We start from the raw sequence: 14646 nt of genomic DNA on the forward strand, positions 1-14646 counted from the left end.
AATATCATTGGCTTTGATAGTGTGTTTTGAGTGCTTTTCTGAGCCTTTATCCCATTTTCTGTATTCAAGCTCACCGGAGACAATGATAAGACTGCCTTTTTTGAGGTGTTCATGGCAGGCTTTACCATATTCGCCGAAAACAGCAATTTCTATGAAGAGAGTGTTATCACTCTTTGGTTTGTTTGATGCGAGAGTGAATACGCATACGGGAATATCTTTGCCTGGAATATATCTGAGTTCAGGGTCTGTGGTTAATCGTCCTAAAAGATGTGTTTGATTCAGATAAGCCATTTTAGTCTCCTCATGTTGTTATCTGATTCATTAATGAGAAGACGGTGAAATGGATAAAGTTTCAATGGTGACTGTTTTTGAGTAATGTCCAGTTTTTTGATTAAAAAACTGGACAAATATTTAGAAACATATGGCCTCTTGGCATGATAACATCTGAAATAATAAATAATAAAATAGATAGACTGCCTAAAGGATATGTGTTCACCTATAATGATTTTGTGGATGAGGTGACAAGCAGTCAGACAAAAGTTCTTAATTCTATGACTGCATCAGCTCATTGGTATATAGTATGACATTACACAATCAATTCAAGCACAGGAAGTAGAAAATCTTTAATGATATTGACAATTTCTCGGAAATCTTCAGGAATATGCTCGTGATCCAAACGTTTTCTGAAAGCAGTCCACTGTATTTGTTTTTCTTGTATAAAATTATCAGAGAAAGCGACAATTTCATCGGGTAACGCTGTTTCTCTGTTTTCAAATGTAAGCCTGATAGCTTTCGCCAACGTACTTTTGTCGAAATTGTACTGTCTTGATAAAAGCCAGATGTCGTAAAAGTCTTTCATTCGGCTATTAATTATGCCAAGCTTTACCATTGCCTGAAACTTTTCAGCGATTGCACTTTCTTTGCTATAGCCAAGCAATACCGGAGCAGGCATATCGAGAACAGTAGGCAATCTTAATTCACCATATTCAGGATGTACAACATCTCCAAAACCGATATCGACCTGAATCTTGATTTTTGCCTTATCCAAGAAGGCTTGCATTGAAATTCTAACGCCACGATAGTCAGCATCTTCTGTTATTTCCTCTGCTGTGATTGTGGAAGTGTCAAACAGCAAGCCGTCTGGATCTACTTCAACTAAAGCAATATCTTTAATTTGGCTTATAATATTATCTATTTCATTGCTTGTGATGCCAAGCATATCAATATCCATTGTCGGACGTAGTTCTGGCGACTGCCAAGCCCGTAGCATCATAGCACCCTTTAGAATAAAACGTTTGTTATGTGTAGATTTAGAAAGTCTGAAGAGGAATCGTTCCATAACATAATACTGTAAAATTTCATTGAACGGTCTTCCATTCTCTCTTGCTTTATTTAATAGTTTTTGTTTTACAGAGGCAGCAGTGTCTTTACTCATACTGACATCTCCATGTATGGTTTCATTATTCTCTCAACTCGGCATATTTTTGCGTATTTCATAAGATTTGTAATGTTAAAACTTTTTCTTGTTTTATACAGTTTTAGAGCTTCAAGAGCTATGTCGATACCAATCTTATTACGGTATTTAAAGCAGTCGGCTATTGTCTTTTCAATACAATATATCTTTACAGGCGTATTATCGATTGTATGTGTCTCAATACCTTCGGTATATGCATCATTTGAAAAACGATGAACAGTTATCGGCGGATATTTCAGCTTTGGAGAAGTAGTTCCTTTTGGCAGAGCAATAGAAACAGCATGTGGTATCTGCGTTGTCAGATCATGGTAGCTGAGAGCTGAAATAAGACATATGACAGCTTTTGGGTATTTTTTAGTAACAACAGTTATATCAAAATTAACAGGCACATTTTCAGGCAGGCAATACAGACCTCTGGCAAGCTGTACTATCACTCCCTTATCACGCATCTGATATAGAGTCCGAGGATGAATCCCTGCCTCCAGCGTTTGCGTGGCTGTAAAAGTTGAACCAATCTCTTTTACGGTCTCAATGGCTTCGGCTACCGCTTTTAGAGGTATAAGTATTTTTATCATTTTATTCTTCCTAAACACGTGGATATAAAAGCCTACATTTATTTTAATCTATATGTAATTTTATCCATTAAAAATTTTTTTGCAAGTAATGTCTGGATAAAATAGCATATATTTGCACACAAGTATATGCTATTTTATCCAGATGGAATACTCTAGTCTTCTGCCAATTTTGTTAACAAAGGTTTTTATTAGATTGTTTTCTTGATTATTGTTTATTATTAGTAGGTTGTCTTGTATTTGATGCCTGAAAATAGAGCGTCTGAAATAGGCTTGGAAAAAATCCACTGCTTCAAACACTTGAAGCATTCTTGAAGCAAATGCTTCAAATTTTGAACGAAATTGAACGGTTTTGAACGATTTTAGTGTGTTAAAGCGACTTGTATAACTTGCTGATAACCATGCAAGTTATTGATAAAAAACAAACGCCCCCGGCATGACTCGAACATGCGGCCTCTGGATTAGGAATCCATCGCTCTATCCGCCTGAGCTACGGGGGCGTGAAAGAAAAAATTATAGATTGAAGAACTTTTTGTCAAGATATTTCTTTTTTTTGAAAAGTCTGCTATGTTGTTGCCATGAAAAAACTTACACTTATTATAATTCTCATCATATCAACTATTTATACTTCTTTTGCGGATGCGCCTGTAATCGACAAAGATGTCGTTTCAAAACGGATGGTCATGGTCGGTTTCCATGCCACAGACTATAAAGACGAAGAGCTGAATGAGCTGAAACAGCAGATAGAGAAGGGGCTTGTCGCCGGTATCGTGTTTTACGGCTACAACGTTGAATCCAGAAATCAGGTAAAAAGGCTCATCGCCGAACTGAACCGCCACAACAGATCATTCATCCCACTTCTGATGGCCGTTGACGAAGAGGGAGGGCGCGTACAGAGACTCACTGTAGACAAAGGCTTTGTGGAAGAACCCACCGCGCAGTATATTGCAAAACATATGACACCCGATCAGGCTGAAAAGGTTTACGAGCTTACAGCACGCGATCTTGCAGACGTGGGTTTCAATCTGAATTTCGCCCCTGTTATAGATCTGAACATTAACCCCACCTCTCCTGTAATCGGAGCTATAGAGCGCAGTTACTCCGCAGACGTTGACACAGTTGTTGCCTATGCGAAGGCTTTCATAAATGCCCACAGGAAATACGGAATAATCACCTGCCTGAAACATTTTCCCGGTCATGGCAGTGCCAAAAAAGATTCGCATCAGGGCTTTACAGATGTTTCAACCACATGGAACGATATTGAGCTTGAGCCGTTTCAAAGGCTTATTGCTGACGGCTACGCGGATATGATAATGACAGCACACGTTTACAATTCCGGAATAGACCCCGATTATCCCGCTACGCTCTCCAAAAAGACCATATCTCTGTTGCAGGATATGGGCTACAAGGGGCTTGTTATCAGCGACGACCTCCAGATGGGTGCCATCACTGACAATTTCAGTTTTGACGACACCGTAAAGCTGGCAATCGGTGCCGGAAACAATATTCTGTTGTTCTCAAACTACTTTTTCTACGAGAAGCATTATCCGGAAAAGGTGCGTCAGGTTCTGGGGATACAGACCAATTAAATTTGAATTTTTAAATGACATGCCGGATGGTTTCTGATATAAAAAATCTTCCGATACAGGTGCGTCTAAAATCTGAAATAAACATAGAAAAGGTGTCTTTAATGAAAGCAAAAGTGTATGTCAGGCTTAAAAACGGCGTTCTCGACCCTCAGGGACAGACAATCCAAAGCTCAATCGAAAGAATGGGTTACGATTTCGCAAGTGAGGTAAGGGTCGGCAAGGTCTTCGAAATTGAGGTTAAGGATGATTCCTGCCGCAAAGACCTTGAGAAGATAGCGTCAACGATGCTTGCAAACATGATCATCGAAGAATACTCCATAGAGTTCGAGGCGTAAGCATGAAAGCCGGAGTAGTTGTTTTTCCGGGGTCCAACTGTGACCACGACTGCTATCACGTTTTAAAGCATGTCATAGGTGCCGAAACGGTATTTCTGTGGCATAAGGACACCGACCTCCAGGGTGTTGACCTCGTGGTTTTTCCCGGTGGGTTCTCCTATGGGGACTACCTGCGCTGTGGCGCTATCGCGAAGTTTTCCCCCATCGTCAGTGAGGTCATAAAATTTGCCGAAAACGGCGGGCACGTTCTTGGAATCTGCAACGGATTTCAGGTGCTCACTGAATCCGGTCTGCTCCCCGGTGCACTGATGCGCAACAGGGGTCTGAAATTCAAATGCGAATATGTCAACCTGCGCGTGGACAATTCCGACACACCCTATACAAACATGTACGCCGACGGCGAAGTGATACGCATCCCCATAGCCCATGCAGACGGTAATTACTATATCGACGAAGAGGGTATGAAGGAGCTTGAGGAGAACAAACAGATTGTTTTCCGCTATTGCGACGAGAACGGAACAGCAGAGGACGACAGCAACCCCAACGGTTCGCTGGGCAACATCGCCGGAATAATCAACAAAAAGGGCAACGTTCTTGGCATGATGCCCCACCCCGAAAGGTGTGCGGAGGGTGTTATGGAGACCCGCGACGGTTATTTCCTTTTTGAGTCCATAGCAAAATTCATCGGGGGTTGCAAATGAGCGTATATGAAAAATTCGGCTTCCCCGAAGTAACGGCGGAAGCGGCAAAGGGCATGGGTCTTTCCGCGTCCGAGTTCGAAGGTGTTAAGAAACTTCTGGGCAGAATGCCCAACTACATAGAGCTTGGAGTAATATCATCAATGTATTCCGAGCACTGCAGCTATAAATCCAGCCGTATGCATCTCGCAAAATTCCCCACAACAGCTCCATGGGTTGTGCAGGGACCCGGCGAAAACGCAGGTATCATCGAGGTGGACAGCGAAGGGCTTTGCGTATGTTTTAAGGTTGAATCCCACAACCACCCGTCGTTCATCGAACCCTTTCAGGGTGCGGCAACTGGCGTGGGTGGCATCCTCCGCGATGTCTTCACCATGGGTGCAAGACCCGTTGCGGCGATGAACTCGCTCCGTTTCGGCAAGCTGGACAAGCCTAAAAACCGCCAGATATTCGAAGGCGTTGTAGCTGGAATTTCCCATTACGGCAACTGCTTTGGCGTTCCCACAGTTGGCGGAGAGGTGTATTTCAACAGTTGTTACGATGGCAACCCCCTCGTAAACGCTTTTGCGCTTGGCGTTGTACAGAAAGAGAACATCTATCTTGCGAAGGCGGAAGGTCTCGGCAACCCCGTTATCTACGTCGGTGCAAAGACAGGAAGGGACGGCATCCACGGCGCGACTATGGCTTCCGAGGAGTTCAATGAAAACAGCGAATCTAAACGCCCCAACGTTCAGATTGGCGACCCTTTCAAAGAGAAGCTGCTGCTTGAGGCTTGCCTTGAGCTTATGAAGACCGACTACATCGTCGGTATACAGGACATGGGAGCCGCAGGGCTTACCAGCTCTTCATTCGAGATGGCATCCAAATCAGGCTCCGGCGTAAGGCTCGACCTTGATATGGTGCCCATGCGCGAAAAGGGCATGAACCCTTATGAGATAATGCTTTCCGAGTCACAGGAGCGGATGCTCATGGTGGCTAAGAAGGGTTATGAAGATAAGGTAAAAGCGATATTTGACAAATGGGATCTGGATGCGGTTGTTATCGGTGAGGTGACGAACGACGGGTATGTAAGGCTTTTCTGGGACGGAGAAGAGGTTGCGGCTCTGGAGGCTGCGCCCCTTGCGGACGAAGCGCCCAAATACAACAGACCCTATGCCAGAGGCGAATATATGGACGAGCTTCAGCGTCTGCCCAAGGTGGATGCGCCTTCGAACCTGCAAAAGGTTCTCGAAGACCTGCTTGCCAACGAAACCATAGCTTCCAAACGCTGGGTATGGAACCAGTACGATCACATGGTTCGTGTTGGTACCGTACAGCTTCCCGGTTCCGATGCGGCTGTTATAAGGCTGAACGAATCAGAGAAGGGCATCGCCATTTCAAGTGACTGCAACAGCAGATTCTGTCTGCTGAATCCATATGAAGGCGGAAAGGCTGCCATAGCTGAATCAGCCAGAAACGTTGCCGTAAGCGGTGCTCGCCCCAGAGCGTTTACCAACTGTCTGAACTTCGGAAACCCTGAAAAACCGGATATCATGTGGCAGTTCGTTTCCGCTGTGGAAGGTATGGCTGAGGCTGCGAAAGTGCTTGAAACCCCCGCAATCAGCGGTAACGTATCCCTCTACAATGAAACAGAGGGCAAACCGATATACCCCACTCCCACAATCGTAATGGTGGGCGTGTTCGACGACGTTACGAAGCGCATCGGCTCATACTTCACAAGCATGGAGAGCGCCGTTTATCTCATCGGTGAGAACACCGGATACATCGGCGGCAGCGAATATCTCGCCGCGGTGCACGGATATGAGCGCGGAGACGCGCCTGAGGTTGACCTTGAGCGTGAGAAGAACATCATAGATTTCATGTGCGATGCAGCGGACAAAAGACTTGTCAAGGCTGCACACGACGTTTCGGAGGGCGGTCTTGCCGTGGCTCTGTGCGAGATGTGTTTCGGCGGCGACAATGTCGGTGTCAATGTCAAACTTGAAAGCGGCATCCGTGCGGACGCACTTCTCTTCGGTGAAAACCACGGACGGGTCATTCTTGAAATCGACGTAAATAACGCACAGGTTGTAACAGCCCTTGCGGAAAAATATAATCTGCCTATATCGAAGATAGGACGGACATGCAGCGGTCTCATTGAAATAGCAAACAAAAGCGAAAAAGTGATTTCCGCAAAAGTGTCTGATCTTGAAAAAATTTGGAAAAACAGTATCGGAGACAGAATGAAATGATTTTTGATAAATTTCATGAAGAATGCGGGGTAGCAGGAGTTCACGGAAACAGAGAGGCGGCAAATCTGGTATATCTGTCGCTCTATTCTCTCCAGCACAGAGGACAGGAAGGCGCGGGAATCGCCGTCACCGACCGCAAGCATATAACATATGAAAAAGGTATGGGACTCGTGGCTGATATTTTCAGCCAGGAGAAACTTGATAAACTTCAGGGCGATATAGCCATCGGGCATAACAGATATTCCACGACCGGCGTTTCCGCTCTGGCGAATACCCAGCCCATAACCGTTACAATAAATTTCGGTGAGATTTCTCTGGCGCACAACGGAAACATTGTTAACGCCGACGAGATTAAAGCTGGACTTGTTGCAAGAGGCGCAATATTCGGTTCCACATCCGACTCGGAGGTCATAGTCCACCTCATTGCAAAATGCGGCAAGGACAACCTTACCGACGCTATAACCGATTCTCTGCGCAAACTCAAGGGCGCTTTTTCACTGCTGATAATGACAAACGACAAGATGATAGGAGTACGCGATGCCATGGGTATGCGTCCTCTGGTTCTCGGCAAGCTGAAAAACAACGGATATATCCTTGCATCGGAAACCGTTGCTCTGGATCTTATAGAGGCAAGTTTTGTGCGGGAGATAGAGCCGGGCGAGATGGTCATCATCGACGACGACGGTATAAAATCCATCTTTCCTTTCGAGAAGACCACACCTAAACCCTGCATATTCGAGCATATATACTTTGCACGCCCTGATTCATACCTTTTCGGACGCAACGTATACGAAGTTCGCAAAAAATTCGGCAGATGGCTTGCGAACGAAACGCCTGTTGAGGCGGATGTGGTTATCCCTGTGCCGGATTCCGGCGTTGTTGCCACACTTGGCTATTCCGAGGCGAGCGGCATACCTTTCGAGATGGGGCTTATGCGTAACCACTACGTCGGCAGAACCTTTATCGAACCGAGCCAGTCCATCAGACACTTCGGAGTTAAGATAAAGCTGAACCCCGTAAGGGAGGTTATAGAGGGAAAAAGGGTTGTCGTTGTTGACGATTCAATAGTAAGAGGAACGACAAGCCGTAAGATCGTAAAGATGCTTCGCGAGGCGGGCGCAAAAGAGGTGCATATGCGCATCAGCTCACCCCCAACGGCATTTCCCTGCTTCTACGGTATAGATACACCGACCAGAAAGGAACTGATTGCCTCTACACACACAATAGAGGAGACCAGAAAATACATAACCGCTGACAGTCTCGGATACCTCAGCCTTGAAGGGCTTCTGGACTGCGTTGGCAGCACAAACTACTGTCACGCCTGCTTCTCCGGTCAGTATCCGACGATTTATAAAAACGGCGAATAACGGAGTGATTTATGGAAGAGAAAATTGTTATCCGTATGTTCGGCAGCAGCATGGAATTTGTTTCAGGCTGAAGCCCTTCGTATTTTCCCACAGGTTGTGGGACACACGACGACCCTTATGAACAGCTTTCCTACAGGCTGGATGCGCTTCTGACACAACAATACGGGCTTGGTAAAATTGATTTCAGGTACATCGACGTATCGTCGCCGGAGATACTTGACTACATCAACGACATTGAGACCATTGTGGACGGAAGACTGCCTCTGCCCTACGTTTCTCTGAACAAAAAGCCTCTCTGCTGGGGACTTTCCGAGGCAGAGGATATCATGACCAGGGTTAAGCTGAAATTGGAAGATAGTTAACAGAAGCCGCTCAGATGAGCGGCTTTTTTTTCAGCTGCCTGTTATAAGGCATCCTATTCATTGTTCTTATCAGAAGATGCTGCCATGAATTACTCTGTTAAAAATGCAGTTGAAAATGCTCCTCTGCGGAGAGCACCAGCGGCTCGGTAATCTCATGCGGGCTTATTATCATTCTTACAGGTGCCGGATGTGAGCCGGCCTTAAATCAAACATGGTACATATCACTTGTTAGCTAAAAAGTTATCCTCTATACTAACATATGCTGCATACGAATTTTGCTCCGGCAGAGCGGGACAACAACGACACAATTCTGGAAGTGTATCGGCACATTGCATCCGAACCAATCTTCAAGGCGCTTATGGACAGGCTTGAGCAGAATATTCTTATACTCAACGACAAACGCCAGACAGTTTTCGCTAACAATTCCGTATTGAAAAACTACTCCATAGAGAAACCGGAAGATATCCTCGGACTGAGACCGGGGGAGATATTTCGGTGCATTAATTCCACTGGTGAGGGAGGGTGCGGCACGGCTCTTTTCTGCAAAGAATGTGCGGCTGTGAACTCTATTCTCGCTACTCAGCTTATAGGTGACGAGCGCATAGATGAATGTATGATAACCTCTGTTGACGGTGAAACATTCGAACTTCAGATAAGCAGCAAGCCCTTTGAGTTCAGGGGGACGAACTATACTCTGTTCTCTCTGTGCGATATAGGGCAGAAAAAGCGCATGAAGGTACTTGAACAGGTATTTTTTCATGATATTCTGAACATTGCCGGAGGCATCCATTCTATGCTCAGGCTAATTATGGATGACAGTGTGTTTGATGACAATGATCAGAAAGAGAAGCTGAACAGATTATTGGTTGCCACATCAGAGCAGCTTATCAACGAACTTTCCGCCCATAAAACACTGAAAGCGGCGGAAATGCACGAGCTTATCGTCTCCGGAACAAGGTTCATGACAACGGATTTTCTTAGCAGTGTGGTCAGTGTGGCTGAGAATATGAAATGCGCGTACGGAAAGATAATCTATCTGGATTCTTCCAGCGATAATTTTGAACTGGAATCTGACGAGTCGCTTCTTTCCCGCGTGATCATGAATATGCTGACCAATGCTCTGGAAGCATCAGAAATTGGAGATAAGGTAACGCTTTCCGTTAAACTTCTGGATTCATCGGCAGTTTTCAGCGTTCATAATAAACAGGTTATTCCGCAGCAGCACCGCCACCGGATATTTAGCAAATCTTTCACAACCAAAAAGCACGGTTCAGGACTTGGCACCCACAGCATAAAACTCCTTACTGAGCGATATCTTAAAGGCAGAGCGGACTTCAGCACCGGCAAAGATACCGGTACTGTTTTTATAATCCGCCTGCCCATGTTTATCTGACACGTCTATATTTTAAATACTGCAAGTTCTTCCGTCATTTCGTTTGATTCAGCCTCCAGCGATTTCGAACCGGAATTGATATGATCTGCAGCTTTTTCCAGTTCTTCAGAGAAAACGGCAATCCCCTCAAGATTTTCGCTTATTGTTTCGGATGTCACCGCCATCTCTTCCGTTGAAGCGGCAAGATGCTGAAAACTGTCGTTAAAGCTGTTCAACTGGCCGATAAGTCCGTTGAGAAACTGCGATATATTTTCAGCAGACGTAACATTGTCGTTCACTTTAGAGTTCACCTCCGACATGGACTGAACTGCCAGTTTGACAGATGTCTGTATCTCCTCAACCATCGCTGCTATTTCTGATGTTGACTGTGATGTTTTTTCTGCAAGTTTCCGCACCTCGTCTGCAACCACTGCAAAGCCTCTGCCGTGGTCGCCTGCCCGCGCCGCCTCAATTGCGGCGTTAAGAGCAAGAAGGTTTGTCTGGTCGGCTATGTCTTTTATAACATTGATTATATTGTCAATCTCGCCGGATTTTTCCCCAAGCGTAACAACAGTTTCAGTGGTTGTTCCAACTATATCTGCAATTGAATATGTGCTGTTTTTTGATATGAGGATAAGCCTTTCCCCTTCTTTCGCCTTATTAAGGGTGCTTTCAACATCCTCGGCGTTTCTGGAAAGGTTTGATGATATATCGGCAGTTGTGGCGGAGAGTTCCGATGCGCTGGAAGCTATCTGTTGTATATGGTCTTTGTGTTCTCCTATTTTGTCTGTGAGTCCGTTGACAGTCACAGTAAATTCACCGGAGTGGTTGTGCAGTTTTTCAGACGACTGCTGTAGTCTTATAACTAGCCCGCTCAGATTTTCCGCCATATCTTTAAATGAAGATGCCAGAATACCTATTTCGTCCTTACTTGTTATCTGTATAGCTTTTCCGGCTTTAAGATCTCCGCCGGCTATTGATTTTGTTATTTGAACCATCTTTGCCATAGGTTTGGACAGCAGCTTTTTAAGCGTAAATGTGAGCACGGCAACAACTGTCACTGCAATTGCAATGAGTACGGATATAAGAAGGGCACGTATTTTTCCTGCCTGTTCTTTGATATCGTCGTCGTATACTGTAGCTGCCACCATCCAGTTCCATGGGGCGAAATGGCTGTATATTATTGTTTTGTCCCGCGGTTTTGTTTCACCCAACTCCTTGTTGACCCATGAATATTCAGCAGTTCCGCTGCCTTTGCGGTGCATGTCCTGAAAGATATCCGCCGCTTCGGCTTCATTTGCCGGAATGTTTTTCACCTTGTCGAGGGCAGGGTGTATGACAGGTTTACCGAGGTTTTCACCGTCTTTTGTGCTCAGAGCGAAGAAGTAGCCGGATTTTCCTATCTTCTTATGCTGAAGAGTCTGCATCAGGTTGGCAAGTTCGCATGTGAAGTCGATTCCGACGAAAAGTATGCCTATAACCTCTCCGTTACTGTTAATAGGAGTGTAGCTTGTGGCATAGTTTCTGCCGAAAAGCTGCGCAAGACCAACGAATGGTCTGTTTTGGAGCATGTTTGTATATGCCGGATGCGCCGCGCCGAGAAACGTACCTATTGCTCTTGTTTCGCCGTCCTCCTTTTTAAGACTGGTGGTGACTCTTACAAAATCGCTATTGCCGTCTTTATTAATTGTTTTGACAAATATTGTAGCGACTGCTCCGGTCGTTTTTGTAAATCGGTCCGGAATCGAGAAGTTGTTGTTAAGCAGTTCCCCGTTATAAAGGAGCGAGGGAGTCTGTTCCGAACCGACACCGACTGTGGTTTCCGTGTCTATTGAAAACAGGTTCATGTTAAACTGGTCTGCAAATACCCTGCCGTAAGTCTGTGCATTCTTCCGTATCTGTTCGTCCTGAATGGTCATCAGGTCTTCGGCAAAGGCGAGTTGGTGTTCAGCTTCATCCATGGCGTTCTGTTTTGCAATGTCGCCGAATACGGTCTGAATAACTGTAATTCCGATAACCAGAATTATGAGAACAAAAGCTATCAAAACAGAACCTATTTTGAAAGACAGTGATGATTTGAGGTGTTCCGACATACGAATCTCCGAATATATGTTTATTGTGTATTGAAATGATACAATACCCTTATTTCGATGCGAATCAAAGCAAAAAAGTGTTTATTTTGAGTAAGCTACCAGATTATGTAGGGGCGGGTGAATGGTCTGTTGGCATTAACTTAATATTAAAGACAGTATGAAATATATGCCTGCGGCAGCTTTCAGCGATACGGGCATAAAAAAACGTGATTTAATTTTAATTATGGATAAATGAGGTTTATAATTGAAACTGATTCAATACTATAGTATTTAATATTATAGCATCGGTTTTTTCAATAAAGCCTATTTAATTTTTTTGTCAGGAGACTTTTGCATGATATCTAAATCACTGAGGAACAAGATTTTATTACTGGTATTCTTTCCTGTTCTGATTGCCGCCGCCATGGTGGGTATTTCAAACATTATCGCCATCAAAAAGCAGACGGCTGCGGAGCTTTCGGAAACAAGGGAAAGACTGATGGCTGAAAAAAAGGGAGAGCTGAAACAGCTCGTGGATCTTTTTCTTTCGGCGTCTGATAAGGTGCTCAAAGATCCTTCGTTCACAGAAGACGAAGCTAGGGATCGTATCAAATATCTGGCATACAGCATTAATTTTGGTACGGACGGATACTATTTCCTTTACGAACCTGACGGGGTGCTTGTGGCAAACCCTATGACGCCTGAACTGGAAGGCAAAAACCGCATGAATGTTAAGGACGACGAAGGGGTGGAATATATCCGCCTGATGATTGAAGAGGCTCAGAAGGGCAGCGGTTATGTTCCATACAAAAAACTGAAAAAATCCAAAGACGCTATTATGCCTAAAATGAGCTATGCCGCCATGATTCCGGAAGTTGGATGGATGGTCGGTACTGGGTTTTATATTGACGATATTGATGATACTCTCGCAGAGATTAAGGCAACAGCGGACAGCCGCGTGAACAGGATGATTGTTATGACAGTGGTCGTATCAGCAGCTGCAGCAGCGGTTTCAGTTGTTTTTGCCGGATTTCTGCTCAATCCTGTTGTAGGAAATATCAGGTCTATATCGGATACTCTGAAAGAGATATCCAGCGGCGAAGGAGATCTCACTCGGCAGCTTCCGGTTAAAAGTGCTGACGAAGTGGGCAGGCTGTCAGTCTATTTTAATACGTTCATTACTAAACTGAAAGATATTATCGCTTCAGTCCAGTCCTCTGCCCATTCTGTTGCATCAGGGAGTGCCGAGCTTGCCTCCGCTACAGAGCAGCTTTCGGTCACTATAAGGGATCAGGCGGCGCAGATATCCGGTGTTGCAGCGGCAACGGAGCAGATGAGCAGATCGTCCGAACAGATTGTCAGCAACCTTAATACCAACGTCGGGCTTGCGGGGAAAACTGAGCACAATACGGAAGAGGGCAGCAGGATGCTGCAAAAGGCAGTTGATGAAATAGGGGTCATAAAAAACCGTGTTGATGAACTTGGGCACGCCATCAGCAGTCTTGCCGATTCATCTCAGGAGATAAACGTTATTCTTAACGTGATTAGTGACATTGCCGACCAGACAAACCTTCTGGCGCTCAATGCGGCAATAGAGGCGGCAAGAGCCGGAGAACACGGCAGAGGTTTTGCCGTTGTTGCGGATGAGGTGCGGAAACTTGCAGAGAGAACACAGTCCGCGACAGGTGAAATAAGTACCATAGTCGAGAATTTTCGCAAAGAGTCTGTGAAGGCATCAAGCGACATGGGTGCGGCTCTGGTTCATGTGGACAACGGTGTTAATACAATGCAGTCAATCTCCTCCTTTTTCGATGAAATAGTGGCTTCAGTAAAATCTATGAACGAGATGAACGGGGTTATAGAATCTTCCATTAAGGAACAGCTCTCAGCCATAGAAGGAATAAATGATAACACTCAGACAATTTCAGCCGGTATTGAGCAGAGTTCGAACGCTCTCCATGAAATTTCAAGAACGGTGAACGACCTTGAAATCCAGTCGGGCGATATGCTGAATACTGTCGGAAGGTTCAGAGTTTAAAAGAAGTTTATTTGCGGATATAAAAAAAAACCGCTTTTTTGAACTGTCCCCCATTTTTCGGACAGTAAAAAAAGCCCCGGGCTAAGAATTAAGATGACGTCGGTATTCAGCCGGCGTCATCTTTTTTAATGTCCACTGTGGTCTCTCTTCATTATAATACCGGATATATTCACTAACCACGGAACTTACTTCATCAAACGATTTACACTTCTTCAAATCTATCTCGTCTTTCATATGACCAAAGAAACTCTCTATCGGTGCATTATCAAGGCAATTACCCTTTCTGGACATAGACTGGCTGATTCCGTATCTATTTAGTATATCTCTGAATATCTTATCTTTATAATGGCTGCCTTGGTCTGAATGTATTATCAATTTGCTCCTCACCGATTCTGACAAACTGCTGACCTTACTTTCCAATCCTGAAGAAGCAAGACTCATCACTATGCTGCTGCCGATATTGTAATGAACAATCTCCCTGCTGCATAAATCCTTAGTCGCTGAAAGAAATGCCCGTTTACCCCCATAATAAGGAA

At 44.8% G+C, this 14646-nt stretch carries 12 protein-coding genes and 1 tRNA gene; 7 read left to right on the plus strand and 6 right to left on the minus strand.

Annotated features, from left to right (window positions below; all coding sequences use genetic code 11):
* The 4 genes from Q7P67_RS13135 to Q7P67_RS13150 all read right to left on the minus strand — a co-directional run.
* Positions 1 to 291, minus strand: a 291-nt coding sequence (locus tag Q7P67_RS13135; protein ID WP_303852696.1) for a single-stranded DNA-binding protein, incomplete at its 3' end; no start/stop codon positions are given.
* A gap of 295 nt (positions 292 to 586) precedes the next feature.
* Complete coding sequence (locus Q7P67_RS13140) at positions 587 to 1435, minus strand: nucleotidyl transferase AbiEii/AbiGii toxin family protein (protein WP_303852697.1); 849 nt, start codon at positions 1433 to 1435, stop codon at positions 587 to 589.
* On the minus strand, positions 1432 to 2049 hold the full coding sequence (locus tag Q7P67_RS13145) for a type IV toxin-antitoxin system AbiEi family antitoxin domain-containing protein (RefSeq protein ID WP_303852698.1): 618 nt from the start codon (positions 2047 to 2049) through the stop codon (positions 1432 to 1434). Before Q7P67_RS13145 ends, Q7P67_RS13140 begins: the two co-directional genes overlap by 4 nt.
* Positions 2050 to 2472: 423 nt before the next feature.
* Positions 2473 to 2546, minus strand: a tRNA-Arg gene (locus Q7P67_RS13150).
* Between the two features lie 78 nt (positions 2547 to 2624).
* On the opposite strand from Q7P67_RS13150, the gene Q7P67_RS13155 reads away from it, so the two are divergent.
* The 6 genes from Q7P67_RS13155 to Q7P67_RS13180 all read left to right on the plus strand — a co-directional run bounded on the left by Q7P67_RS13155 (position 2625) and on the right by Q7P67_RS13180 (position 10021).
* On the plus strand, positions 2625 to 3635 hold the full coding sequence (locus Q7P67_RS13155) for a glycoside hydrolase family 3 protein (RefSeq protein WP_303852699.1): 1011 nt from the start codon (positions 2625 to 2627) through the stop codon (positions 3633 to 3635).
* A 101-nt stretch (positions 3636 to 3736) separates the two neighbouring features.
* The gene (gene purS, locus Q7P67_RS13160) at positions 3737 to 3970 is read left to right on the plus strand and encodes a phosphoribosylformylglycinamidine synthase subunit PurS (RefSeq protein ID WP_303852700.1); all 234 of its coding nucleotides are present in this window, start codon (positions 3737 to 3739) and stop codon (positions 3968 to 3970) included.
* A gap of 2 nt (positions 3971 to 3972) precedes the next feature.
* A complete protein-coding gene (purQ, locus tag Q7P67_RS13165; protein WP_303852701.1) occupies positions 3973 to 4671 on the plus strand; it encodes a phosphoribosylformylglycinamidine synthase subunit PurQ in 699 nt (232 codons plus the stop codon).
* Positions 4668 to 6899: a phosphoribosylformylglycinamidine synthase subunit PurL gene (purL, locus tag Q7P67_RS13170; RefSeq protein WP_303852702.1), complete on the plus strand. Its 2232-nt coding sequence runs from the start codon at positions 4668 to 4670 to the stop codon at positions 6897 to 6899. The genes purQ and purL overlap by 4 nt, the downstream gene beginning before the upstream one ends.
* On the plus strand, positions 6896 to 8266 hold the full coding sequence (gene purF, locus Q7P67_RS13175) for an amidophosphoribosyltransferase (protein WP_303852703.1): 1371 nt from the start codon (positions 6896 to 6898) through the stop codon (positions 8264 to 8266). The genes purL and purF overlap by 4 nt, the downstream gene beginning before the upstream one ends.
* Positions 8267 to 8887: 621 nt before the next feature.
* Entirely contained in the window at positions 8888 to 10021 is a 1134-nt protein-coding gene (locus Q7P67_RS13180; protein ID WP_303852704.1) for a sensor histidine kinase KdpD, read from the plus strand.
* Positions 10022 to 10026: 5 nt separating this feature from the next.
* Here Q7P67_RS13180 and Q7P67_RS13185 read toward each other — a convergent pair whose 3' ends face one another.
* A complete protein-coding gene (locus Q7P67_RS13185) occupies positions 10027 to 12093 on the minus strand; it encodes a methyl-accepting chemotaxis protein (protein WP_303852705.1) in 2067 nt (688 codons plus the stop codon).
* 334 nt (positions 12094 to 12427) lie between these two features.
* Between Q7P67_RS13185 and Q7P67_RS13190 the strand changes: the two genes are divergently transcribed.
* Complete coding sequence (locus Q7P67_RS13190; protein WP_303852706.1) at positions 12428 to 14110, plus strand: methyl-accepting chemotaxis protein; 1683 nt, start codon at positions 12428 to 12430, stop codon at positions 14108 to 14110.
* 81 nt (positions 14111 to 14191) lie between these two features.
* On the opposite strand, the gene Q7P67_RS13195 is transcribed toward Q7P67_RS13190, so the two are convergent.
* Positions 14192 to 14646, minus strand: a 455-nt coding sequence (locus tag Q7P67_RS13195; RefSeq protein WP_303852707.1) for an IS3 family transposase, incomplete at its 5' end; no start/stop codon positions are given.

Source organism: Seleniivibrio woodruffii, from assembly GCF_029267515.1.
Classification (GTDB): Bacteria; Chrysiogenota; Deferribacteres; order Deferribacterales; family Geovibrionaceae; genus Seleniivibrio; species Seleniivibrio woodruffii_A.

Excerpts from the sequence above, each read along its gene's own strand:
- Q7P67_RS13145 (WP_303852698.1), bottom strand. The coding sequence starts at position 2,049 with ATGATAAAAATACTTATACCTCTAAAAGCGGTAGCCGAAGCCATTGAG.
- Q7P67_RS13185 (WP_303852705.1), bottom strand. The coding sequence starts at position 12,093 with ATGTCGGAACACCTCAAATCATCACTGTCTTTCAAAATAGGTTCTGTT.
- purL (WP_303852702.1), top strand. The coding sequence starts at position 4,668 with ATGAGCGTATATGAAAAATTCGGCTTCCCCGAAGTAACGGCGGAAGCG.
- Q7P67_RS13180 (WP_303852704.1), top strand. The coding sequence starts at position 8,888 with ATGCTGCATACGAATTTTGCTCCGGCAGAGCGGGACAACAACGACACA.
- Q7P67_RS13140 (WP_303852697.1), bottom strand. The coding sequence starts at position 1,435 with ATGAGTAAAGACACTGCTGCCTCTGTAAAACAAAAACTATTAAATAAA.
- Q7P67_RS13155 (WP_303852699.1), top strand. The coding sequence starts at position 2,625 with ATGAAAAAACTTACACTTATTATAATTCTCATCATATCAACTATTTAT.
- Q7P67_RS13190 (WP_303852706.1), top strand. The coding sequence starts at position 12,428 with ATGATATCTAAATCACTGAGGAACAAGATTTTATTACTGGTATTCTTT.
- purF (WP_303852703.1), top strand. The coding sequence starts at position 6,896 with ATGATTTTTGATAAATTTCATGAAGAATGCGGGGTAGCAGGAGTTCAC.
- purQ (WP_303852701.1), top strand. The coding sequence starts at position 3,973 with ATGAAAGCCGGAGTAGTTGTTTTTCCGGGGTCCAACTGTGACCACGAC.
- purS (WP_303852700.1), top strand. The coding sequence starts at position 3,737 with ATGAAAGCAAAAGTGTATGTCAGGCTTAAAAACGGCGTTCTCGACCCT.